At 58.0% G+C, this 22,429-nt stretch carries 20 protein-coding genes and 2 pseudogenes; 4 read left to right on the forward strand and 18 right to left on the reverse strand.

What is annotated here, in order from left to right:
- Nucleotides 1-22: 22 nt before the first annotated feature.
- A pseudogene (locus tag FE240_RS15830) lies at nucleotides 23-721 on the forward strand (SanA/YdcF family protein); the annotation flags it as partial.
- Between the two features lie 50 nt (nucleotides 722-771).
- Here the strand turns inward: FE240_RS15830 and FE240_RS15835 are convergent.
- The 7 genes from FE240_RS15835 to FE240_RS15865 form a co-directional block, all read right to left on the reverse strand.
- On the reverse strand, nucleotides 772-1,413 hold the full coding sequence (locus FE240_RS15835) for a hypothetical protein (protein ID WP_226798859.1): 642 nt from the start codon (nucleotides 1,411-1,413) through the stop codon (nucleotides 772-774).
- A 59-nt stretch (nucleotides 1,414-1,472) separates the two neighbouring features.
- Nucleotides 1,473-1,874, reverse strand: a complete 402-nt coding sequence (locus FE240_RS15840; RefSeq protein ID WP_193002284.1) for an acyl-CoA thioesterase — start codon at nucleotides 1,872-1,874, stop codon at nucleotides 1,473-1,475.
- Between the two features lie 155 nt (nucleotides 1,875-2,029).
- On the reverse strand, nucleotides 2,030-2,641 hold the full coding sequence (locus FE240_RS15845; protein WP_193002286.1) for an OmpW family outer membrane protein: 612 nt from the start codon (nucleotides 2,639-2,641) through the stop codon (nucleotides 2,030-2,032).
- 197 nt (nucleotides 2,642-2,838) lie between these two features.
- Nucleotides 2,839-4,506, reverse strand: coding sequence for a sensor domain-containing diguanylate cyclase (locus FE240_RS15850; protein ID WP_193002302.1), 1,668 nt, complete (start codon nucleotides 4,504-4,506; stop codon nucleotides 2,839-2,841).
- A gap of 137 nt (nucleotides 4,507-4,643) precedes the next feature.
- The gene (gene uvrA, locus FE240_RS15855; RefSeq protein WP_193002306.1) at nucleotides 4,644-7,466 is read right to left on the reverse strand and encodes an excinuclease ABC subunit UvrA; all 2,823 of its coding nucleotides are present in this window, start codon (nucleotides 7,464-7,466) and stop codon (nucleotides 4,644-4,646) included.
- Between the two features lie 79 nt (nucleotides 7,467-7,545).
- On the reverse strand, nucleotides 7,546-8,199 hold the full coding sequence (locus tag FE240_RS15860; protein ID WP_193002308.1) for a LuxR C-terminal-related transcriptional regulator: 654 nt from the start codon (nucleotides 8,197-8,199) through the stop codon (nucleotides 7,546-7,548).
- A 350-nt stretch (nucleotides 8,200-8,549) separates the two neighbouring features.
- Entirely contained in the window at nucleotides 8,550-9,335 is a 786-nt protein-coding gene (locus tag FE240_RS15865) for a LuxR family transcriptional regulator (RefSeq protein WP_193002311.1), read from the reverse strand.
- A gap of 62 nt (nucleotides 9,336-9,397) precedes the next feature.
- On the opposite strand from FE240_RS15865, the pseudogene FE240_RS15870 reads away from it, so the two are divergent.
- A pseudogene (locus FE240_RS15870) lies at nucleotides 9,398-9,991 on the forward strand (acyl-homoserine-lactone synthase); the annotation flags it as partial.
- A 382-nt stretch (nucleotides 9,992-10,373) separates the two neighbouring features.
- Here FE240_RS15870 and FE240_RS15875 read toward each other — a convergent pair.
- Nucleotides 10,374-10,700, reverse strand: coding sequence for a winged helix-turn-helix transcriptional regulator (locus tag FE240_RS15875; RefSeq protein ID WP_193002315.1), 327 nt, complete (start codon nucleotides 10,698-10,700; stop codon nucleotides 10,374-10,376).
- Between the two features lie 120 nt (nucleotides 10,701-10,820).
- Here FE240_RS15875 and FE240_RS15880 point away from each other — a divergent pair, with 120 nt between their 5' ends.
- On the forward strand, nucleotides 10,821-11,132 hold the full coding sequence (locus tag FE240_RS15880; protein WP_042046056.1) for a monooxygenase: 312 nt from the start codon (nucleotides 10,821-10,823) through the stop codon (nucleotides 11,130-11,132).
- A 92-nt stretch (nucleotides 11,133-11,224) separates the two neighbouring features.
- On the opposite strand, the gene FE240_RS15885 is transcribed toward FE240_RS15880, so the two are convergent.
- From FE240_RS15885 to FE240_RS15905, 5 genes are read right to left on the reverse strand one after another with little or no spacing between them, the layout of a single operon-like run.
- A complete protein-coding gene (locus FE240_RS15885; RefSeq protein WP_042046054.1) occupies nucleotides 11,225-11,686 on the reverse strand; it encodes a hypothetical protein in 462 nt (153 codons plus the stop codon).
- Between the two features lie 44 nt (nucleotides 11,687-11,730).
- A complete protein-coding gene (locus FE240_RS15890; protein WP_193002317.1) occupies nucleotides 11,731-13,827 on the reverse strand; it encodes a type IV pilin in 2,097 nt (698 codons plus the stop codon).
- A gap of 8 nt (nucleotides 13,828-13,835) precedes the next feature.
- On the reverse strand, nucleotides 13,836-14,954 hold the full coding sequence (locus FE240_RS15895; protein WP_226798861.1) for a PilX N-terminal domain-containing pilus assembly protein: 1,119 nt from the start codon (nucleotides 14,952-14,954) through the stop codon (nucleotides 13,836-13,838).
- Nucleotides 14,941-15,579 (reverse strand): type IV pilin, encoded by a 639-nt coding sequence (locus FE240_RS15900; RefSeq protein ID WP_319016759.1) that lies wholly within the window; start codon nucleotides 15,577-15,579, stop codon nucleotides 14,941-14,943. Before FE240_RS15900 ends, FE240_RS15895 begins: the two co-directional genes overlap by 14 nt.
- Before the next feature lie 20 nt (nucleotides 15,580-15,599).
- Entirely contained in the window at nucleotides 15,600-16,148 is a 549-nt protein-coding gene (locus tag FE240_RS15905; protein WP_193002321.1) for a GspH/FimT family pseudopilin, read from the reverse strand.
- Nucleotides 16,149-16,229: 81 nt separating this feature from the next.
- Here FE240_RS15905 and FE240_RS15910 point away from each other — a divergent pair, with 81 nt between their 5' ends.
- The gene (locus tag FE240_RS15910; protein WP_226798863.1) at nucleotides 16,230-16,610 is read left to right on the forward strand and encodes a type IV pilin protein; all 381 of its coding nucleotides are present in this window, start codon (nucleotides 16,230-16,232) and stop codon (nucleotides 16,608-16,610) included.
- 52 nt (nucleotides 16,611-16,662) lie between these two features.
- Here the strand turns inward: FE240_RS15910 and ispH are convergent, their stop codons facing one another.
- Genes ispH through ribF form a run of 5 tightly spaced genes read right to left on the reverse strand, consistent with a single transcriptional unit; the run spans nucleotide 16,663 to nucleotide 22,406 of the window.
- A complete protein-coding gene (gene ispH, locus FE240_RS15915) occupies nucleotides 16,663-17,598 on the reverse strand; it encodes a 4-hydroxy-3-methylbut-2-enyl diphosphate reductase (RefSeq protein ID WP_193002323.1) in 936 nt (311 codons plus the stop codon).
- Entirely contained in the window at nucleotides 17,598-18,050 is a 453-nt protein-coding gene (gene fkpB / locus FE240_RS15920) for an FKBP-type peptidyl-prolyl cis-trans isomerase (protein WP_193002325.1), read from the reverse strand. Before fkpB ends, ispH begins: the two co-directional genes overlap by 1 nt.
- Nucleotides 18,047-18,553: a signal peptidase II gene (lspA, locus tag FE240_RS15925; RefSeq protein ID WP_193002327.1), complete on the reverse strand. Its 507-nt coding sequence runs from the start codon at nucleotides 18,551-18,553 to the stop codon at nucleotides 18,047-18,049. The genes fkpB and lspA overlap by 4 nt, the downstream gene beginning before the upstream one ends.
- Nucleotides 18,553-21,414, reverse strand: a complete 2,862-nt coding sequence (gene ileS / locus FE240_RS15930) for an isoleucine--tRNA ligase (protein WP_193002329.1) — start codon at nucleotides 21,412-21,414, stop codon at nucleotides 18,553-18,555. Before ileS ends, lspA begins: the two co-directional genes overlap by 1 nt.
- Nucleotides 21,411-22,406 (reverse strand): bifunctional riboflavin kinase/FAD synthetase, encoded by a 996-nt coding sequence (gene ribF, locus FE240_RS15935; RefSeq protein ID WP_193002331.1) that lies wholly within the window; start codon nucleotides 22,404-22,406, stop codon nucleotides 21,411-21,413. Before ribF ends, ileS begins: the two co-directional genes overlap by 4 nt.
- Nucleotides 22,407-22,429: the final 23 nt, after the last annotated feature.

Below are 22,429 nucleotides of genomic sequence, written 5' to 3' on the forward strand. Positions count from 1 at the left end.
TCGCCTCGAACCACCGGTGCTCATGAAGAGATTTGCCTTACTCCTCCTCGCCATACTGTTACTGCTGCTGGTCATCGCGCTGGGGCTGCTTGGCTACGGGGAGTGGCGTGTCTCCAAAACGTCCCGCTTTACCTACGACAACGTCACCGAGGTGCCCTATCACAAGGTGGCCGTGGTGCTTGGGACATCCAAGTATCTGGTCGGGGGAGGTCACAACCCCTACTTCAGCAATCGGATCAAGGCGGCGATCGAACTCTACAACAATGCCAAGGTCGATTACCTGATCGTCTCGGGTGACAATGCCACCGTGCAATACAATGAGCCACGCCTGATGCGCCGCGCTCTGATCAAAGCCGGAATCCCCGCCTCCGCCATCTATATGGACTTCGCCGGGTTTCGCACCCTCGACTCGGTGGTGCGGGCCAAGGAGGTATTCGGCCAAGCCTCCTACATCATCGTCTCCCAGAAATTCCATAACGAGCGCGCCATCTTCATCGCCCACCGCTTCGGCATTGATGCCATCGGTTTCAATGCCCCCGACCTGGCCCCCCACGAGGGATTCAAAACCCGGGTGCGCGAGATCTTCGCCCGTTTCATGAGCCTGCTCGATCTCTACATTCTCAGCAAAGAGCCCAAATTCCTCGGTGAGCCGATCGTTATTGGCTCCCCCACCCTCTGCCACTCTCTCAGCACCATCGGAACCCAGCAGCCCTGCCTACCCGAGCGATAGGCCGTTGCGGCAAGAAAAAGCGGGGCCTAGGCCCCGCTTTTTCATGACCTCTTGGGCGCTCGCCAGATGAGGCTCACCACCCGGTAGCCACGGACATGGCACTGCATATCGAGATCCTGCCAATCATCCCCCTTTAGCAGGCTGACCCTGCCCTTTACGTCCTGCTCTGAGGCCTGCACCTTGCCGGCGTCGAAAATCACCTTCTCGCCGCCGGTCAGGGTGACCAGCTTGTCGTGACAGAGCCACTGGGTGCGATCGGTGCCGGTGACCTTGACCGACGGGTCTTGGCGATCCAACCGTTGTTCACCCTGGCTCGGCGTGAACAGCCCTCGTAGCTGCGCGGCACGCTTGAGCAGCCACTGTTCACGCTGCGCCAGGCTGACCTGGCTGACGAAGGGCTGTGGCTGACCCTCTTCATCCAGCCAGGCAGTCAATTTTCCCTGCTCGAACTGAAAGCGCGACTCGGGCTCACGCACCCCAAACAGTACCCCGCCCTTGAAGTAGTAGCGGTTCACCCCCTGCTCCTGCCCCTTCTCATCAAGGCGTGGCACCGCAATGATGACGGGCGTGTCACCATCCAGCCAAGCAGTCACCACCACCCCATCTAAGGTGAACTGGCGGGTATCGAGGGCGCCACGGGCCGCCTTCTCCATCGTGTCGAACTGCTGATCAAGGGTCATCATGGGTAGCGCCATAGCAGGAAAAGTGGCCGCCAGCGTCAATGGCAGAAGGGGGGAGAGCTTCAATGGGTATCCTCCACAAGCCAGACCCGCAGCCCCTCGCGATGATGCTCGGCCAGTGGCACGGGGGAGCGAGTCGGGTAATCGAAATGGATCAGGGTGGTCTCGGCAGTGACCGCCAGCATGTTCTGCTGCCAGGCCTCCTGCCAGAGGGTAAAAGAGCTGGAGCCAATCCGCTTGACGCCGGTGCGAATGGTGACCGGCTCGCCATAGAAGAGTTCGCGTTTGAACTGTACCGTATAGCCCGCCAGGATCAGGCGCCACTGCCGCACATCGAGATCGGGGGTGAAGATCCTAAACAGCGGCTCTCGGGCCGCTTCGAACCAGACCGCCGGTACCGTGTTATTGATGTGGCCGAGGGCGTCGGTCTCCTGAAAGCGCGGATCAACCTGCATCTCCAGCATCTTGGCTTCCTTGTCGTCAAACCGGCGCTCAGGCTAACCCGCCGCGACGGGTGACTCAAGTCTGCATTGCCCCCCTTGCGGAGACAAAAAGGCCCGAACTAGTCGGGCCAAGGAGCGTGCAGGGCCCAGGATGCGGGCCCTTAGCTGAAGCGAGATCAGAAGCGGTAGCCCATCCCGACCATGAACACCATGGGATCGATGTGGGTCTTGATGGTACCGACAGCGGTATTTACGTCGGTGTCGATATCGATGATCCAGGCCGAGCCGTTAACGAACCAGCGATCGGTGAGCGCCATATCCACGCCAATCTGACCGGCCACGCCCCAGGAGTCGTCGACGCTGACATCAGTGCCGGCCAGTGCGCCCTTGCCCTTTTCGTCGAAGAAGGTGGTGTAGTTGACCCCTACACCGACATACGGACGCACCTTACTCTGGGCATTGCCGAAGTAGTACTGGGCCATCAGGGTCGGCGGCAGGTGCTTGACCTTGGCCACGTCACCCAGACCCGGAGTGCTGACGGAGTGAGAGAACGGCGTGGCGGCCAGCAGTTCAACCCCCCAGTTGTCGGTGATCATGTAAGAGAGGGTCAGCCCGAGCTGGGCGTTGCTGTCGATCTGCAATTCACCGGAGTTAGCAACATCATCGCTGCTCTCCTGCGGGGAGACGACGGCGATACCGCCACGCACCAGGATGTCGCCAGCCTGATGGGCCATCGCCAAGGGGGAAACCAACATAGCGGTCATCAGCAGAGGAAGTGACTTTTTCATCGTTATTACCTTTTTAGTGTTAGTTGTGCTGCAAGCACCCACACTTTACGGGAAGGTAACACCCCGTCAGTTGATTTAGCTCAATTGTTACTCAATATAAAGATGGATGTACTAATCATCTTCGCAATGGGCGTCGCGCCCTCCATCCCCATCGCGCCACACATAACAATTCATCCAATGCTGCATATCACATCAACCTATTTATCCTCCGGTTGTAGCAGATGCACCACCTCCCGCCGGATCAACTCCTCAGCTTGCAGCAGTGGCAATGGCCCATCGACATCACAGGTCACGCCTACCCAGGTATTGCGTCCGTTCAACTTGGCCCGATAGAGCGCGATGTCCGCCAGCTTGAGACACAACTTCCAGCCAGCCTGGTGCTTCTCAGCCCCCAACGGATAGAGGCAGAAACCGATGGAGGCCGTCATGCCAAGCGGTAGCTCAGGCGAACCAAAATCACTCTGCCCAATCTCCCGCCGCAGCCGCCCCACCATGGCTTTCGCCTGCGCCGATGAGTCACACTCGCCAATCACCAGAAACTCCTCACCCCCCAGCCGCACCAAGCGCTCCCCATGCCGCAACTGGCGGCGCAACACATCGGCAAACTGACAGAGGATCTGATCCCCCATGTCATGGCCATGGGTGTCGTTGACCAGCTTGAAGTGATCGATATCGAGGATCATCAGCACATGGTGTGACGTGCGATAGTCGATCTGCTCCAACCAGGCATCCAGATAACGTCGATTGAAGCAGTGGGTCAGCGGATCTAGGTAGGCCGCCTGCTCCATGCGCTGGCCATAGGCTTGGCTCGCTTGCTGGCGCTGGCTCAGGCGCAGCGCCATCTCGCGGAACCGGCGGGTCAATATGCTCATCTCGCGGCTGGAGTCGATGCTGGGCAGATGCTGCACCTCGGCATCATAGGCGTATTGCTGCACGCCATGGATCAAGGCGTCGAGCGGCTGTAGTACGATCGCCTGTAACCGCCGAAATGCCAGCAAGCCACACAGCAGACAGATCAGCAATGTCCCCAGCAGTGTCCACAGCAACACCTGAGCGCTACCGAGAATGAGGTCGCGGGTCGATTCTAGCCGCAATACCAGTCCCGGCTTGCCCTGACTATCGAGCAGCAGCACCTCGCCCCACATGATACCCAGGCCCCGATACCCTACCCGATAGAGAGAGCCCTCATGCAGCCGCATGAAGTGACGGGTCTCACCAGCATGAACCAGCTCACGCAGTTGTAATGGGGCGGCCACCCGCTCCGACAGGGTTTGCAGATAGGTGTCGTCGAGCCAGCGCGTCACCAACAGATAACCGTTGTTGGGCTGGCTGCGTTGGGAGTCGGTGATGGGAAAGATGGCGAACAGGGCAGGCCCCCAACTGGTGCTCTTGAGCCCTTGTAGCCCATCACGGCCCACCTGAGGGAGCAGCTCCTGCTTGAGACGCTCGAAGAAGGGGGGATAGTCGAGCAGCAGCTCGGGGTCCACATCCGGCATGCGAACCCGGCTCCAACGCTCGTGACCCGAGAGATCGAGAAAGCTCATCACGTTTAGCCGAAAATCCTGCATCGGCATATCGGTTAACAGGTTGGAGCGGACGAAGCGGCTATCGTGTTCGGCCATAAAGTGATAGGCATCGTCCCAGGCTCCCCAATCTCTGACAAAGGCGCGCAAGCTTTCGAGATCGGTCTGGATCAACCCCACGGCCCGGGCCAGTTGCTGGCGCATCTGCTGCTGCTCCATGCGGCGTAACTCAGGCACCAGTATGCTGAACAACAGCATCACCATCAGCCCCATGGCGATAGCCCAGATCCGCGCCATGGAGAACGCCACCTGATAGTTGATTGTCCGCATCGCTCTGTTCATGCCTGAGACTCCTGAGGCCGTTCGCCCTTATTATGATGAATCTTATCGATAGCATCCGAATCGGGCCGGCGTATGCTGGCATCGAACCGTCTAAAAGCAAAGGGGCCATCGGCCCCTTGTTTGGTCACTTTTCTTGGTCACAACATCGGCTTCAGGAAACGCGCGGTATGCGACTCGGTGTTATCGCAGATGGCCTCTGGAGTCCCCGTCACCAGAATGCAGCCCCCTCCCGAGCCCCCTTCCGGCCCCAGATCGACGATCCAGTCGGCGGTTTTGATGACATCCAAGTTGTGCTCGATGATGACGATGGTGTTGCCGCGATCGCGCAACTGGTGCAGCACCTTGAGCAATTGCTGGATGTCGTGGAAGTGCAGCCCTGTGGTCGGCTCGTCCAAGATGTAGAGGGTCTGGCCGGTATCGCGCTTGGAGAGCTCGCGCGCCAGCTTGACCCGCTGCGCCTCACCGCCTGACAGGGTGGTGGCCGACTGACCGAGGCGGATGTAGGAGAGCCCCACGTCCATCAGGGTTTGCAGCTTGCGCGCCACCGCCGGCACCGGGTCGAAGAAGGCCCGGGCATCTTCCACCGTCATCTCGAGGATCTCGTGGATGTTCTTGCCCTTGTACTTCACCTCCAAGGTCTCGCGGTTGTAGCGCTGCCCCTTGCAGACGTCGCACGGCACGTAGACGTCCGGCAGGAAGTGCATCTCCACCTTGATGACCCCATCCCCTTGGCAGGCTTCGCAGCGCCCGCCCTTCACGTTGAAGGAGAAGCGGCCCGGCTGGTAGCCACGAGCCCGCGCCTCCTGGGTACCGGAGAGCAACTCGCGGATCGGGGTGAAGAGGCCAGTGTAGGTGGCCGGGTTTGAGCGCGGAGTGCGCCCGATCGGGCTCTGGTCGATGTCGACCACCTTGTCCAGATGCTCCAGCCCCTCGACGCTGCGATAAGGCGCCGGCGTCGATTCGGTCGCCTTGTTCAACTCCCGGTGCGCGATGCGAAACAGGGTATCGTTGATCAGGGTCGACTTGCCGGAGCCGGAGACCCCGGTGACGCAGGTCATCACCCCGATGGGCAAGTCCAGATTGACGTTGCGCAGGTTGTTTCCGCTCGCCCCCTTGAGCTTCAACCACTTGCCGGTGAGCGGCGTACGTTCACGCGGCACCTCAATCTGCTTGCGGCCGGAGAGATAGTCACCGGTCAGCGACTCCGGGTTGTCGATGATCTGCTGGGGCGTGCCCTGAGCCACGATGTTGCCACCGTGCACCCCGGCACCGGGGCCGATATCGAGCACGTGATCGGCAAGCCGGATCGCATCTTCATCGTGCTCCACCACGATCACCGTGTTGCCGAGATCGCGCAGATGGGTCAGGGTCTTGAGCAGCCGCTCGTTGTCGCGCTGATGCAGACCGATGCTAGGCTCGTCGAGCACATACATCACCCCCACCAGACCAGCGCCAATCTGGCTAGCCAGCCGGATGCGCTGCGCCTCACCACCGGAGAGGGTCTCGGCACTGCGCGACAGGCTTAGGTAGTTAAGACCCACATTCACCAGAAAACCGAGTCGCTCGACGATCTCTTTTAAGATTTTTTCGGCAATCTGGGCGCGCTGGCCGGTCAGGGTCAGGCCGGCAAAGAAGCTGAGCGCATCGCCGATGGAGTCGTCGGCAATGGCCGGCAGGTTGCGGTTCTCGATGAAGACGTGACGCGCCTCTTCACGCAGCCGGCTGCCACCACAGCTGGTGCAGGGCTTGTTGGCGATGTATTTGGAGAGCTCTTCGCGCACCGCGTTGGACTCGGTCTCCCGGTAGCGGCGCTCCATATTGTGCAAGATCCCCTCGAACGGATGCTTGCGCACCACCACATCGCCACGGTCGTTCATGTAGCGAAACTCGATATCGCTGCGACCGGAGCCGCGCAGGAGCACCTCCTGCACCTTGGGCGGCAGATCCTCCCACGGCGCCTCGAGATCGAACTCATAGTGCTCGGCCAGCGATTTCAGCATCTGGAAGTAGTAGAAGCTGCGCTTATCCCAACCACGGATGGCGCCGCCGGCCAGACTCTGGCTCGGATCGTGGATCACCTTATCCGGATCGAAATATTGCTGCACCCCAAGCCCGTCGCAGGTGGGGCACGCCCCGGCCGGGTTGTTGAACGAAAAGATGCGCGGCTCCAGCTCGGAGACCGAATGGCCACACTCAGGGCAGGCGAAGTTGGCCGAAAAAGTCATGGGGGCAACCCCCTCCTCCCCGTCCATGGGCACCACCTGCACTATGCCACCCGAGAGGGTCAGCGCCGTCTCGAACGACTCGGCGAGGCGTTGTTGCAGATCGTCGCGCACCTTGAAGCGATCCACCACCACCTCGATGGTGTGCTTTTTTTGCAGCTCCAGGCTCGGGGGATCGGAGAGATCGCACACCTCGCCGTCGATACGGGCACGGATGTAGCCTTGGGCGGCCAGGTTCTCCAGCAGCTTGACGTGCTCCCCCTTGCGGTTGCGCACCACGGGGGCAAGCAACATCAGCTTGGCCCCTTCGGGCTGCGCCAGCACCTGATCCACCATCTGACTGATGGTTTGGGCCGTCAGCGGGATGCCATGAGTCGGACAACGGGGCTCACCGACCCGGGCAAACAGCAACCGCAGGTAGTCATAAATTTCGGTAATGGTGCCGACCGTAGAACGCGGGTTGTGCGAGGTGGATTTCTGCTCGATGGAGATGGCTGGCGAGAGCCCTTCGATATGATCCACGTCCGGCTTCTCCATCAGAGAGAGAAACTGGCGGGCATAAGCCGAAAGCGACTCCACATAGCGCCTCTGCCCCTCGGCATAGAGGGTATCGAACGCCAGGGAGGATTTGCCCGAGCCAGAGAGGCCGGTGACCACAATCAGCTTGTCGCGGGGCAGGGTCAGGTTGATGTTCTTAAGGTTGTGGGTGCGAGCACCCCGGACCACTATTTTTTCCATCTTGCACACGCTCGTTTCGACACGTCAGGCGGGTGAGTATCGCACAGAGAATACTGGATGAATAGACAGTGGAGGGGACTCAGTGCCAGCCTCTAGCGTCAAGATGCTCTTTGGCCCACTGCATCGCTTGCAACCGGTTCTTCACGTGGATCTTCTTGAATACGTTATAGAGGTGCGACTTGATGGTGTGCTCGCTCACGAACAAGCTGTTCGCAATTTCACCGTTTGACGCCCCCGTCATGAGGTAGCGAAGGATCTCCTGTTCACGCAGGGTCAACCCCACAACCTGACGTCGCCCCTGCGGCTGGCTATCGCGGTAATAACAGAGCAACTCGCTCATCAGCTGACGCGGCAACCACATCTCTCCCAGCAACACCCTGCGAATACCGCTGACCAGTTGTTGCAGGGGATCTCGCCGAAAGAACAGACCACTCAGATTGGGCCAATCCACCAGCATCTCATGCCCAACATCATGGGGGGCATTGAGCAACACCACCCTCGCGCCTGCGCTCTGCGCCATGATGGCATCCCGCCACCGGGAGCCATGCAGCCCTTTGAGATAATCCAAGTCGATCAACAGCAGTTGGGGAATCACAGAGCAGAGCATGGAGAGCTCCTCGGTCTGTCGCACCAGCACGATATCCTGTGCCAGTTGCTCCATGAGGTAATGACGGAGCATATCCGCCTGTAAATTATCCTCGGTGATGAGACCTATATGATGCGCCACGGACATCACTGTTTCCTTACTACTAATAACCAAAACTTTTACACACTTCACGAAAAGATTAATTCAGCACTGGTAAAAGTCTCAGTATTAAAAAAGCATGAGGCGCCGTTAAAATCCGTATTTTTCTTACAATACAAACAGATATAGACCACCCCCATTTGGGTTAAAGATTCTGCCTCGGTGGACATACTTCAGTATGAGTTGCTTCATAGTGGTCTTTTAAGCTGACAAAACACTCTATAAAGGGCCATTCTATTCAAACAATGGCCACGCCCTCATTAATAGCTGTTTTGTCAATTACAGGATCTGTCAATTGCCAGCCCCCCCCTCCCTGATCAAGATGTCTTGATTTCTCGTTATTGCAACCTGCGGCAGGACGAGTAGTTGGTGATGACCACCTGTTCCAGATTGGGGCGAATAATCCCCTGATTGACCCCTTTCGCTATGGCCTGGTAGCGGTTGATCGTGCCCGTCTTGCGAGTGACCTGATTGAGATGAAAGTTAACGGTGCGCTCGGTAATTCCCAGGATGCAGGCAATCTCCGACGATGTTTTCCCTTCACTCGCCCAGAACAGACACTGGGTCTCACGCTCGGTCAACGGCTCTTCTTTCCCCTCCGGCATAGTCGCCAGTACCACCCTGATGGCCGCATCAAAGATGTAGTGAGAAAGCCAGCTCAGGATCGGCGAGGTATCCAGCAGCAGCTCGGTCGAGGCCGCTTCGCGAGTGATAAAAGAGAGGATGCCACTTTCCCCACAGGCCCCATGGAGCGGGAACGATACGCCATTACGCAGGCCAAAATCAGCCGCCTGCTCCATCACGATCAAACTTTCCTTTTGCAGGAAACTGGCTCGCTCATCGAGCCGGTTCCAGTAGATCGGCAATGTCTGGGTTCGCGCCAAATGGATGATGGGATCCCGGGTCATCAGATGGTTTTCGGTATAGACCTGAACCCAAGAGTCGGGGCACTCGTTAAACAGCACCACCTTGGGACGCTGCATCGACATCGGCAAAATCAGGGTGAAACCAAAATAGTCATATCCCATTTCACGGGTAAATCGACCGATAAGGGTCGACAGCGCCTGTGCGTCCGAAGCCAACGAAAACTGCTCCAGATATTCAAGTTGCCGGTCTTGATTCATGTCTCCGCTCCCGCGTCCGGTGGTGAGCGGAATTATAAACGCGAGTCGTGGAGAAGAGCACTATGCATATCTTTAGAGGAACCCTTTCCGAGCCCCCCAATCCGAGCATATCCCGCCAACTTTATCAGTTCCGCAAACAAGTCTTTGCCGACCGACTGGGCTGGGAAGTCTCACCCGAAGGGGATCAGGAGCGGGACGGCTATGATACGGAGCAGACTAGATGGGTATTGATAGAGGATGATGGAGAGCTGATTGCCTGCGTCAGACTACTCAGTTGTGACGGGCCTTATATGATGCCCGATATTTTTCCCTCCACCCTGGCCGGTGAACCGGCCCCCCGCACCGCACAAAGTTGGGAGATGACCCGGCTAGCCATAGATGCCGAGCGCGCCCCGCGCTTTGGCAACGGCGTCAGCGAGCTGACCCTAGTGCTGTTTCGTGAAACCAATGCCTACGCCATGGAGCATGGAGTGAAAGAGTTAATAGGTGTCGCCAGCACGCCTGTGGAACGTATTTATCGTCGCCTTGGGCTCCCCATCACGCGACTTGGTCACGGTAAACCCGTCGATCTTGGGGTCGTTCGAGGGCTGGGGATAAGGCTCACTGTCGGAGACGCGCTAGCCAGTGCCGTTGATGTGCCGTTAAGCGGTCACTACTTTCCCTATCCACGCCAGCCTTCCTCTCCCCTATATCCCCTCACACAGGAGACATCCTCCCCTGAGGCGAAAACAACAAGCAGGAGGGATAACCGCCCCTCCCCACAAAACCAAGACGGGGCTACTCAGGTAGGTTAGAACTAGCGACCACAACGCCAGGGAGATACACCACGGCCAATCAAGGTGGGGAATGTGAAAACCGAACCTATCGAACCACATTGCATACGCCCCACCTTAGCACGCCGAATCGAATGAGACGGAGTACCGAAAGCCCCCTCTCAGCAGTGCACAACACAACGTCACCTTAAAAACACGGGGGCTCAGCAGCCCCCCTTTGCGCTCACACCCACGCAACAGCATGACCACCAAGACGACCTTTCAGTCATCCCTCTTCTGATGGGAAAAACTCTCTATTTTCCTGAACAAAATCATCCATCTGCTGAAGAAGAGGCAATAGTGCAAGCCCTAATGAGCTCAAGGCATAATCGACTCGTGGCGGTACGCAGGCCATCACACTGCGGACCACCACGCCATCGGCTTCCAGTTCACGTAACTGAGCCGTCAGCATCTTTTGACTGACCCCAGGCAGAGATCGCCGCAAATCACCAAAACGCAGGCTCCCCTCACGCAAGTGATAGAGAATTGCGGGCTTCCACTTACCGCTGAGTAGTCTCAACACGGAATAGGCGGGACAAAGGGGTTCGTTCATATCGCGTCTCATACTCGGTAGAGGTTACTTTTTAGTTACTATGCCACGAAAAAGTGCCTTCTTGCAGAAGAGTCCCCCAGCTCCCTATGATGCCAACCACATATCGAAAAGGAGAACACCGTGACCACCCTGCTACAGATCCACTTCGATTTTCCTGCTGACATGATGGGGCCCTCGTTAGCCAGCGCGGCCCTCCCTCTGGCTGAATCCATCACCCACGAGCCCGGATTTATTTCCAAGATTTGGACTGAAAATCCACAAACCGGTGAAGCGGGAGGCATCTACCTGTTTGACAACGAAGAGCACGCCCGCGCTTATGTCACCATGCACGAGCAGCGAGTGCTGGCGATGGGGGCCCGTAACGTTCAGTACAAGCTCTTCGACGTCAATGAAGAGCTCAGCCGGGTCACCTTTGGCCTGCACGACAAATGACTCCAGGCTATCCATCCCGCCATCAAGAAAAAGGCCGACAGATACCGTCGGCCTTTTTCTTGATGTGATTCACGCCCCGATAAAGATGAAGCTCAGTACTCACCCTCAGCTAAAAACTCATCCACGATTTCAGCCAGCTGTGGCCATAACTCTTCTGGAATCCAGGCATCGGGATCATCTTCATCCCCCTCAAACTGCTCCCAGAAATAGCGCCGCAGGGCCGATGCAAACTCTTCATGTACCTCCGCCAACTCGGAGAGCGGCCCCATCCAGATGATACGGCGCAGGCCTGACGCCAGATCATTGAGCGCATCCACCAGCCCTCTGTCGTCAAAACTCTGTTCGATCAACAGCGCAAAACGAGCCTTGGCCGCCTCAGTCTGCTCCTCGTCCAGCTCCCCAGTATCGGCCAGCAGGTCGACGAAATCCTCCCGCAGGAATTCCAGCAGATCATCCCGATCTTCAAACCATTGCAGTTGAGCGCCTTTGGTGCCTAACACCGAGGCATCGAAGGAGTCATCAAGATGGCACAGGGCCCAAGGATCGTCAGTCATCATTAGTTCCGTTCCATAAACACAATGCGCCGATTATAGGCAACTCAAGGCTGAGAGCTACAAGTTGTGGGCGTCGCTGGCAGAACGGCCAACAATGCCTCCTCCACCATCATCACACAACCACTACTGGTTGAACCACTATCTGGCAAGGTCAGTGATTGGGAAGAGGGGGTCACTCTGTAACCACTCTTGGACAAGGTCAGCGTGAAACTCGAGTTAGGCACTCCACTGCAGGTGTAATTCGGTTTGGCAGGCTTGCCCATATCGAGGAGCGAGCAGGTGACATTCATATTGTTGACGCCCACACTCAAACCGACAGAGGTCGCATCACAAGAGACGGCGCTGTGATTGGGATTATTTGCATTCCCCGTTGTCTTCAACTGCAAGCACTCGACGACACCGTGCAGATTGGCAACAGCAGATGCCAGGATGCTGACCTGCATGGTCGAACTGACCTGTGCATCGATATCCTGCTGCGACACCGGAGCCCCCACTATGCCGGAGTTCCCCTGATAACTGCGGGCCGTGATGGTGATCGGTGTGTCAGTCTGTGGTGTGCCGGAGAAAGTGGAATTCTTGGCACTGAGTAACCCCCGACTATAAGTGCCGTAATAGTTGTTGGTCGGGTCGACGACCGTCGCTATGGGCTGGCTGGTCACCGTCGCCTTGTTACTGTCACCACTGCTCCACTCACTGAGCAGGGTCATGTTGACATCCTGGAAGGGGATCTTGGCGATATTCGGCTCGCTCACTCCCCCTTGAAAGACCTCATTATTCAAGTAGCCGGGAGACATAATATCGACATAGATACCCCGACTGATGAGTTGCAGGGTTCCGATAGGGGTGGAGAGATCGGTACTACTGCCACCTCGATTGTCAGCCAACCAGGTGTTAAAGCTCGGTATCGAAGGGGATGAACTGACAGCCGACCAGTTGCTGTCACTTTTGCTGGCAAAGGCGCTCTGTTGCCATTTTGCATGCTCGGTGATGACGTAGGCGATATAGGCTTGGTAATTGGCAAGATTGGTTGCATCGTTAAGAAACGCTGCGGAAAAGGTTGTTAATGAGACCAATCGCCAATCCGGGGCTGGTCGGTAAACACCATCGATTCTGATAAAACGGCACGCATCTATATACTCGCCGCTACTGACAGACTGTAGCGAAGAGCCACTGATCCGATATTTGTTGCGACTGGTATTCAAGGGGGCGTAATAACCAAAAAACCCTTTGTCAGCCACATCATAATGTTCACGGCAACAGGAGGGACAGAGAGTCTCTTGCTGATTGCTGTTACCCTGCAATACCCCAACCCCTTTGTCGACCAACTCCCCCGTTTTCCAGTACTGAACCCTGTCATTAGCTGAATAGTAAGGAGTGTCAGGAAGATAAGCTTTTTCAAGGTTCCCGGTCGTGGAACAAGAACAGTAGACCGTGGCCGTGTCTTGTAGCGACTGTTTATTGCTGGCCGTGCCCTGGGTTTGATAAGTGATCGAGTCAAACTGGATCAGTCGACTGGAGCCCGTGTTGCCCTTGATATGAGGTAGCGGCTTGCTGGTCTCTTTCTTGCTGCCATTACCCAGATCGACCGAAACCACGTCGGGGACCACACCTGGTGTGTAAGAGATTTTTGGCTTAGGACGGGTAGTATCCAGACCATTGTTCAGTTGAGAGGCCGAGAGTGTATCGACGGGGGTTATCGCTCCTGATAGCTGGAGACTTTTGCTCTGCCCTTGGTTATCACTCCAACTGACCGTCACCGTCACAACTTTGCGTGCTGGATAGGAAAAGAGATAACCCGCAGGTTGGCTGGTGACCCAACCACTCCCCCCCCAAAACTGATTACTGACCGCCCAGCTCAGGCTGTAGGTATCCCCTGAGACCGTCTGATTGCCACTGCCCGCCGATATCCCCTGATAGGCACGCAGAGGTGATACCGCTGTTACGATGCCATTGAAATTACGCAATTCATCCAGCTTGGACTCAGCCAAGCGCATAGCCACTTCGTAGCGTTTTCCATCTTGAGAGACGCCCAGTAGTCCTCGGGAGAATGCCACCAATCCCGCCACACCGACTCCCAGCAGCACCAGTGTGAGCAAGATCTCCAGCAGACCGTATCCCTTGTGAGACTTCCACTGTTTCATGATGACCTCTACCAGTCTCGCCAACTGCCAGGAACCATATTGATCCGCTTAAAGGCAGCCCCGCTTCCGAGATTCTGCAACACCGACGCATCATAGACAGCATTGAATGTCCCGCTGGTAATCTCGAGCGGGAAGTTAGCCACCAAAGCGCCATTCACGGTCGCCGTCCCGTTTGCCTTGGCATCCGGAACAATCGTGGCGGGGTCAGATGAATAATCAAAGATAAGGCCATTGAAGACACTGCCCCCGTTCATTGTCAGCTCTCCGTCTCTGACAATCAGTATGACCGGACTCGCCACACTGCCGATCTCTCCTGGCATGGCGCAATCCCCATCAACGATGATCAAGCCGCTCGACGCCGTAGTGAGACCATTGCAGTCATTTACCTGTTGTACGGCCAAGGCTTCCAGATTCAACCACCCCTCTTCCGTATCAGGTTGATTGAACAGGTACCAGACCAGGTCGGTCGGGAAATCCGGGTCGTTGTCCTTGATATCGGAGTTCTTGTGGCTGTTATCACTGAGGTTAGAACTACACCCAGCGCTGTAATCACCTTGATGGCAGGTTTGCCAAGAGCCGTGCCCACCAACATCATCATTCGTCCAGACGGAGAGGGGCACTCCGAGCCCCCCGCCGTTGGGATTTGCTACAGCAGTAAAATTACCGCCAATGACCATGCCCCCAGCCACAGTCAACGGCGCTGCGGGTGTTCCTGCCAGCACATTCACACTCACGGTTTTGACCTCCACTGCGGCTTGCGCCGTCGTATCAGCCAGAGTGGCCTGAGCTCTCACACGAACCGGGGTCACTACGGCCGATCCCACATTAAGTGCCGTATCATTGAGTGCGATCAGGGTGTAACTGCCGGTTGCCGACGAGACTGTGGTTCCACTACCACTGGTTCGCCAACTGGCGTCGTAGGCCAGCCGCCCAATACCATCAGCGATCCCCAGTTCAGCCAGAGCCAGAGCCTGACGGTACTGCACCTCATTCAGTGTGATCCGCCTGTCGACCACCATCAATTTACCGACCAGCAACGAGACGCCAATCAAAATGGTGATCAGCAACAAGGTGACAGTAAAGGTGGTGAAACCAAGCGAGCGCCGCATCGTGTCAGTACCCATCATTGCGCAGCTTGATATCGCGCTGCAGCGAAAGAGATATGGCCGGTGCCGCCTTGTAATTACCTGTCATGGAAAGGCGGATGGTTCTTGCGCCGGTAGTCAGACTGCTCCCCAACAGTTCAAAAGTCAGAGCCGATATCGCTATGGTGTTATCGGTACTGAGTAGATTCCCCCCCGAGCAAGAAGCAGAATCCCCGGTATCGAGCCTGACCCCCATGCTGGCACTGCTGTAGCTGTAGACCCGAGTCTCTGCTGGATCTCGACATGCTGGAGGCTTTGATAGATTGCCTGGGTCATCCACGCATCCATCAGCATCATCATCATAACGAACACGCAGGCACTGATAGCGCTTGGAGCCCACTACCGTTTCGTTCATCAGATCGGTTGTGGAGTCAAAATAGAAGGAGGAGCGGGCACTCGATGTTGCCCCAAGAAAGGCGGTTGCGCCTGCATCATAGCCGGAGCGCTGCAGATCTCTGGCCATCATGTCCACGATCGATTGCATCTCCTGATTGAGCCGGCTGACCTGCATCGAGGTCTGATTGGCGCGCAGAATGGAGGCAAACAGTGCCGATACGGCGGCAACCAGCAGCAGTCCAGCGACCATGGCCACCATCAGCTCCACCAGACTAAAACCAGTGTGACGGCTCAGCATGCGGGTACCCCTCCGACCTTACTTCCGGCAGGCGCACAGCTTCGCACTCGGCCCAGATGATAAGTAACAACCTGCATGCTATAGGCATTCGCGCTCAGTAGAACATGCCCCGCTGTAAGCGATCCACGGCGCGGAGAGAAGTCGATAGGGCGAATATTGCTGGCCGACTCGCCATAGTTAGCACTCAGGGAAATACCGGGGAACTCGGTTGCATCCCCACCTTTACGCCCCTCCAGAGTCGAACAAGTGGTGTTGCAACTGGTGCACGTCGCCGTGCCATCGATGGCGATGCGATAGCACCAGTTACTCTGGCCGCTGTTAAAGATGATGAGGGAGAGCCCCTGATTGCGCTTAATCGACTCGGACTTGAGCAGCATCATGTCGGTATAAATGGCTTGGGTGGCCGCTTTAACGAGTTGTTCCTGACGCAAAGAGCTGTAGCTGGGCAAGGCGACGGTAACGAGAATGGCGACCATCGCAATGGACACCATCAGCTCCAATAACGTGAACCCCCGTCCCTGCTCACAACGCGCCCTTTTCATCTACTGCGCCCCCATCAACCGCCCTTCCGTGGGCATGGCCTACTATCCTCACAGTATCGACTCTTTTCAGGAATAGTGCCGATGTCAAAACGCTCAATGAATGGCATAACACTCATCGAACTGTTGGTTGCGGTGGCCATCGTGGCGATCATCGCGGCCATAGCCTACCCCTCCTTTACTAAGGGGTTGCAGCAGACCCGCCGCGCTGACGCCATCAAGGGGCTCTTTTCCATGCAGCTAAAGCAGGAGGAGTATCGTCTCAGCAATGCCAGCTACAGCAGCAACCCGGCACAAGTCGGTAATCCGAGCAGTGATTACTACGACTTCTCCATCTCAGGGGCTAGTGCCACGACCTACACCCTCAGGGCGGTTGCTAAAGGAGCGCAAGTAGGTGACACCGGTTGTGCCACCATGACCATCAATAAGGCCGATATAAAGACACCTGCTGATTGCTGGAAATAGAAAGAATCAAGGGGACAAAAAGAATGATGCCGGCATCTGCCGGCATCTCGGATTAAAGGATCCGCAGCTCGGCGGGCACCTCAAACACTACATTCTCTTCACGGCCGGGATGCTCGGCCACCATCTGGCCGCCCAGCTCGCGCAACCTGGTGATGACCGACTGAACCAGCACCTCGGGGGCCGAGGCTCCCGCGGTGACCCCCACCCGTTCAACCCCTTCCAGCCAGCTCGGCTCGATCATGGCGGCATCGTCGATCAGATAGGCACGGGCGCCCACCTTTTCGGCCAGCTCGCGCAAGCGGTTGGAGTTGGAGGAGTTACGCGAACCCACCACCAGCATGACCTGCACCAGGCCCGCCATCTCGCGCACCGCATCCTGACGGTTCTGGGTGGCGTAGCAGATGTCATCCTTGCGCGGCCCCTGGATCTTGGGGAAGTGGCGACGCAGGGCATCGATGACGTCAGAGGTCTCATCCACGCTCAGGGTGGTCTGGGTGACAAAGCAGAGATCGTCCGGATTTTTCACGATAAGACGCGCCACATCATCCGGAGTCTCCACCAGATACATGCCGCCGTTCGGATTCTCGTACTGCCCCATGGTGCCGATCACCTCAGGATGACCTGCGTGGCCGATGAGCACGGCCTCTGACCCCTTGCGACTGGCGCGATGGACTTCCATATGCACCTTGGTCACCAGTGGGCAGGTCGCGTCAAATACCTTGAGCTCCCGCGACTTGGCCTTCTCACGTACCGCCTTGGAAACGCCATGGGCAGAGAAAATGACAATGCTGTCATCCGGCACCTCGTCGATCTCCTCGACAAAGATGGCCCCCGCCTCCTTGAGCTTGTTCACCACATAGCGGTTATGCACCACCTCATGGCGCACATAGATGGGTGCACCAAACTTCTCCAGCGCGCTCTCGACAATGCTGATAGCACGGTCGACACCGGCGCAAAACCCGCGTGGGTTGGCAAGCAGGATCTCCATCAGGCCTCCTCCAGCTCCTCATCCACCGCCAGGATCTCGACCTCGAAGGTCACGGTATGCCCGGCCAGCGGATGGTTGAAATCGACGGTCACCGACATCCCCTCCACGGCTCTGACAATCCCCGGGATCTCGCCGCCATTAGGCAGGCTGAACCCGATGATGGCGCCGACCTCGGGTTCGGCGTCGGCGCCGAACTTGGCACGATCGAGGTGATGGATATTGTCGGGGTTGGGCAGGCCAAAGGCCTGCTCCGGCGCCAAGGTGAAGCTCTTGGTCTCACCGGCACTTAGGCCCAGTAGGCACGCCTCAAAGCTCGGGGTCAGGCTACCATCCCCCATCACCAGCCGGGCCGGCTTACCGCCGAGCTGGGTGCTGTCCGCCACCGAACCATCTTCCAGCTTGATGGTGAAGTGGAAAATTACCTGGCTGTCTGCCGCGATGACGCTGCTCATGCAGGCTCCTTGGCTTGTTTGTCACCGCGCAGGCCATCCAACACTATCATGGCAGCACCGATGAAGATGAAGCTGTCGGCCAGATTGAAGGCCGGCCAGTGGGAACGGCCCCAGTAGAAGTCGAGAAAGTCGACCACGTGACCCAGTACCAGCCGATCGAACACATTACCGAGCGCCCCACCGATGATGAAGGCGTAAGCAATACCACTCCAGCGCTCGGTGACCGATTGCTTGCGCAGCCAATGGGTCAGCAGGCCGCAGATGGCAAAGGCCAGCACAGCGAAGAACCAGCGCTGCCATCCGCCCTGATCGGCCAGAAAGCTGAACGCAGCGCCCTTGTTGTAGACATGCACCAGATTGAAGAAGGGGGTGATCTCCACCCCCGGGTAGCCGTATGGCAGCATCTTGACCACGGCGAGCTTGCTCGCCTGGTCAAGGATGAAGGCCAGCACGGCCAGCCACAGCCAACGCAAACCACTCTTGTGTTGCATCATGTCACCCATCAGGCAAAGGACCGCACTTCGCCGGCGCCATCGACGTTGGTCACACAGCGGCCACAGATCTCTTCGTGGCCCGCTATGGTGCCCACGTCTTCCACATGGTGCCAGCAGCGATCGCACTTGGCCGCAGCAGATTGCACCACGCTCACCCACAGATCGTCACGCTCGGTTGCTACCGCGCCCTCGCCAGCGGCCTCGGCAGTCACCACGGTGGCCTTGGAGGTCAGCAGCACGAAGCGCAGCTCATCGCCCAGGGCTCGCAGCTGCTCGGCCAGCGCCGGCTTGGCATAGAGGGTTACCTCAGCCTGCAAAGAGCCGCCAATGCGCTTCTCGCCACGGGCCGCTTCCAGTGCCTTGTTCACTTCGCCACGCACACTCAGGATCTCGGCCCAGAAGGCATCGCCCATCTGCTCATCCGCAGCCAGGCCGAACAGCCCCTGGTACCACTCCTCGGTGAACACGAACTTGGCGCGCTCACCCGGCAGCAGGGCCCAAATCTCATCGGCAGTGAAGCTCATGATGGGTGCCATCCAGCGCACCATGGCCTCGGCGATATGGTAGAGGGCGCTCTGGCAGGAGCGACGAGCCAGACTATCCGCCTTGGCGGTGTACTGGCGATCCTTGATGATGTCGAGATAGAAAGAGCCCATCTCGACCGAGCAGAACTGCATCAACTTCTGGGTCACACCGTGGAAGTTGTAAGCATCGAACGCCTCGACGATCTCCGCCTGCACCGCCTTGGCACGACCAACGGCCCAACGGTCCACCAGCACCATGTCGCTGGGAGCGACCATGTCGGTGGCCGGGTTGAAGCCGTTGAGGTTGGCCAGCAGGAAGCGGGCAGTATTGCGGATCCGGCGATAGGCGTCGGCAGAGCGCTTGAGGATCTCGTCGGAGACCGTCATCTCGCCGGTGTAGTCGGTGCTGGCGACCCACAGACGCAGGATGTCGGCCCCCAGCTTGTTCATCACGTCCTGCGGGCTCACCACATTGCCGATCGACTTAGACATCTTGCGGCCCTGGCCATCCACGGTGAAGCCGTGGGTCAGCACCTGGTTGTAGGGGGCCTTATTCTTCATGGCCACGCCGATCATGAGCGAGGACATAAACCAGCCACGGTGCTGGTCAGAGCCCTCCAGATACATGTCGGCCGGCTTGCCGTTGAATTCCGGGCGAGCGTCCACCACGGAGGCGTGGGTCGAACCGGAGTCAAACCAGACGTCCAGGGTATCGGGCACCTTCTCATACTGATCGGCATCGCTGCCCAGCAGCTCGGCCTTGTCCAGATCCCACCAGGCCTGGATGCCCTTCTGCTCGACGCGCTTGGCCACCTCTTCCATCAGACGGACCGAATCCGGATGGATGGCATGAGTATCCTTATCCACGAACAGTGCGATGGGCACACCCCAAGTACGCTGACGGGAGATACACCAGTCCGGGCGACCTTCTACCATGGCCTGGATGCGGTTCTTACCCCAGGCAGGCACCCAGCCGCTCTGGCCGTGTTCGGCGATGCCTTGTGTCTCGATGCGATCGATCTCTTCCAAGGCGCGCTTGCGCAGACCGTTCTGATCCATGCTGATGAACCACTGCGGGGTGGCACGGAAGATGATCGGGGTCTTGTGACGCCAGCAGTGCGGATAGGAATGGTTGAACACCTCGTGATGCAGCAGGGCACCACGCTCGATCAGCACGTCGATGACGGAGGCATTGGCCTTGAACACATGCTGACCGGCAAACAGCTCGGTATCCGGCAGATAGACGCCGTTGCTGCCAACCGGGTTCGCCACTTCAAGCCCGTACTTCTGACCGACCACGAAGTCTTCCTGGCCGTGGCCAGGAGCGGTGTGTACGGCGCCGGTACCCGCGTCCAGGGTGACGTGGTCGCCCAGCACCACAGGTACGTCGAAGTGGTAGAAGGGGTGGTTAAAGCGCAGCAGCTCAAGAGCCGCTCCCTTGGCAAAGCCCAGGTTGTGATAATGCTCGATACCGGCGCGATCCATCACATCCTTGACCAGTTCGGTGGCCAGGATCAGACGCTCAGGGTTGTCCCCTTCGACCTGCACCAGGGCATAGTCGAGCTCGGCATTCATGGCGATACCGCGGTTAGCCGGCAGAGTCCACGGCGTGGTGGTCCAGATCACCGCAGAGAGCGGCCCCTTGCCGGTATGACCTTCGGCGCAATCAAACTTGGCGACCACGGCGGCCTCGTCGACGGCCTTGAAACGCACGTCGATGGAGGGAGAGTTCTTGTCGTAATACTCGACCTCGGCCTCCGCCAGGGCGGAGCCGCAGTCAGTACACCAGTGTACCGGCTTAGAGCCCTTGTGCAGGTGACCATTACCAACGATCTTGGCCAGGGAGCGGATGATGTTGGCTTCGGTGCCAAAATTCATGGTCAGGTAGGGATGCTCCCAATCGCCCAGCACGCCAAGACGGATGAAATCGGCCTTCTGGGCCTCAATCTGGGTCTTGGCATACTTACGGCACTCTTCACGGAACTCGGCCGGGGTCACCTTCTCGCCCGGCTTGCCGACCATGCCTTCGACTTTGAGCTCGATAGGCAGGCCGTGGCAGTCCCAACCCGGCACATAGGGAGAGTCGAAACCAGAGAGCCCCTTGGACTTGATGATGATGTCTTTGAGGATCTTGTTGACGGAGTGACCGATGTGGATGCTGCCGTTGGCATAGGGAGGGCCATCGTGCAGGATGAAGGACTTCTTGCCCTTCTTGACGCTGCGAATCGCGCCGTAGAGATCCTGATCATACCAACGCTGGAGCATCTGGGGTTCACGCTTGGCCAGATCGCCGCGCATCGGAAACTCGGTTTCCGGAAGATTCAGGGTGTGTTTATAGTCGCTCATCGATCCTGGTTTCCCTTCATATCTAAAGACTGCATTTCTAAAAGAGTGCCGGATGGTTCATCGGTTGCCGGCAGGCCGAACCAATGTCGGGCGGCCTGGGCGTCGCGTTCGATCTGGGCTCGCAGGGCGTCGAAGGAGGGAAATTTCTGCTCCTCGCGCAGTTTGTGGTGCAGCATAACCTGCACCTGTTGCCCGTAGAGATCACCGGAGAAATCAAAAAGATGTACCTCTAAACGGGCTTGTGTACCGTTCAGGGTGGGTCGTTGTCCCACATTGGCAACGCCGGGGAAGGTCTTGCCGGAACATAACACTTCCACCGCATAGACGCCACTGACTGGCGCCACGCGCCGCTTCAGGGCCAGATTGGCGGTAGGAAAACCGATGGTGCGGCCAAGCTTGTCGCCATGGGCGACCCGCCCGCTGATGCTGTAGGGGCGCCCCAGCATCATCTCCACCTCGGCCATCCGGCCGGCAGCCAGCGCCTCACGCACCAGCGTGCTGCTCACCCGCTGACGGGAGAGGCTGAAACTCTGGGTACTGATCACCTCGAAACCAAAGCGGCGGCCAGCCTCTTCCAGCAGATGGAAGTCACCGCACCGCCCCTTGCCGAAGCGAAAATCATCCCCCACCACCAGATAGCGCACCCCCAGCTTGCCGACCAGCAACTCCTCGATGAAGCGCTCGGCCGACTGACTGGCAAAATCATGGTTGAAGCGTACGCAGAGTAGCCGCTCGATGCCGATGGCCTGTAACGCCTCGGCCTTCTCGCGCAGCCGGCTGAGGCGTGGCGGCGCCTTAGCGTCGGCAAACAGCTCCAGCGGCTGCGGCTCGAACAGCATGACGCAAGCGGGCAGGCCCAGGCTGGCGGCCTTCTCTTGCAGGCGCGCCAACACGGCGCGATGGCCAAGATGCACCCCGTCGAAGTTGCCAATGGTCAACACGCAGCCCCGGTGGCGAGGCCGCAGATTGTGGATGCCGCGAATAAGCTCCATCAGTGCCTTGTGTCTTGCTGCTG

The sequence above is a fragment of the Aeromonas simiae genome (assembly GCF_014892695.1).
Lineage (GTDB): Bacteria > Pseudomonadota > Gammaproteobacteria > Enterobacterales > Aeromonadaceae > Aeromonas > Aeromonas simiae.

Coding starts and splice junctions, on each gene's coding strand:
- FE240_RS15835 (WP_226798859.1), bottom strand. CDS start 1,413: ATGATGACCCTTGATCAGCAGTTCGACACGATGGAGAAGGCGGCCCGT.
- FE240_RS15840 (WP_193002284.1), bottom strand. CDS start 1,874: ATGCTGGAGATGCAGGTTGATCCGCGCTTTCAGGAGACCGACGCCCTC.
- FE240_RS15845 (WP_193002286.1), bottom strand. CDS start 2,641: ATGAAAAAGTCACTTCCTCTGCTGATGACCGCTATGTTGGTTTCCCCC.
- FE240_RS15850 (WP_193002302.1), bottom strand. CDS start 4,506: ATGAACAGAGCGATGCGGACAATCAACTATCAGGTGGCGTTCTCCATG.
- uvrA (WP_193002306.1), bottom strand. CDS start 7,466: ATGGAAAAAATAGTGGTCCGGGGTGCTCGCACCCACAACCTTAAGAAC.
- FE240_RS15860 (WP_193002308.1), bottom strand. CDS start 8,199: ATGTCCGTGGCGCATCATATAGGTCTCATCACCGAGGATAATTTACAG.
- FE240_RS15865 (WP_193002311.1), bottom strand. CDS start 9,335: ATGAATCAAGACCGGCAACTTGAATATCTGGAGCAGTTTTCGTTGGCT.
- FE240_RS15875 (WP_193002315.1), bottom strand. CDS start 10,700: ATGAACGAACCCCTTTGTCCCGCCTATTCCGTGTTGAGACTACTCAGC.
- FE240_RS15885 (WP_042046054.1), bottom strand. CDS start 11,686: ATGACTGACGATCCTTGGGCCCTGTGCCATCTTGATGACTCCTTCGAT.
- FE240_RS15890 (WP_193002317.1), bottom strand. CDS start 13,827: ATGAAACAGTGGAAGTCTCACAAGGGATACGGTCTGCTGGAGATCTTG.
- FE240_RS15895 (WP_226798861.1), bottom strand. CDS start 14,954: ATGATGGGTACTGACACGATGCGGCGCTCGCTTGGTTTCACCACCTTT.
- FE240_RS15905 (WP_193002321.1), bottom strand. CDS start 16,148: ATGAAAAGGGCGCGTTGTGAGCAGGGACGGGGGTTCACGTTATTGGAG.
- FE240_RS15910 (WP_226798863.1), top strand. CDS start 16,230: ATGTCAAAACGCTCAATGAATGGCATAACACTCATCGAACTGTTGGTT.
- ispH (WP_193002323.1), bottom strand. CDS start 17,598: ATGGAGATCCTGCTTGCCAACCCACGCGGGTTTTGCGCCGGTGTCGAC.
- fkpB (WP_193002325.1), bottom strand. CDS start 18,050: ATGAGCAGCGTCATCGCGGCAGACAGCCAGGTAATTTTCCACTTCACC.
- lspA (WP_193002327.1), bottom strand. CDS start 18,553: ATGGGTGACATGATGCAACACAAGAGTGGTTTGCGTTGGCTGTGGCTG.
- ileS (WP_193002329.1), bottom strand. CDS start 21,414: ATGAGCGACTATAAACACACCCTGAATCTTCCGGAAACCGAGTTTCCG.
- ribF (WP_193002331.1), bottom strand. CDS start 22,406: ATGGAGCTTATTCGCGGCATCCACAATCTGCGGCCTCGCCACCGGGGC.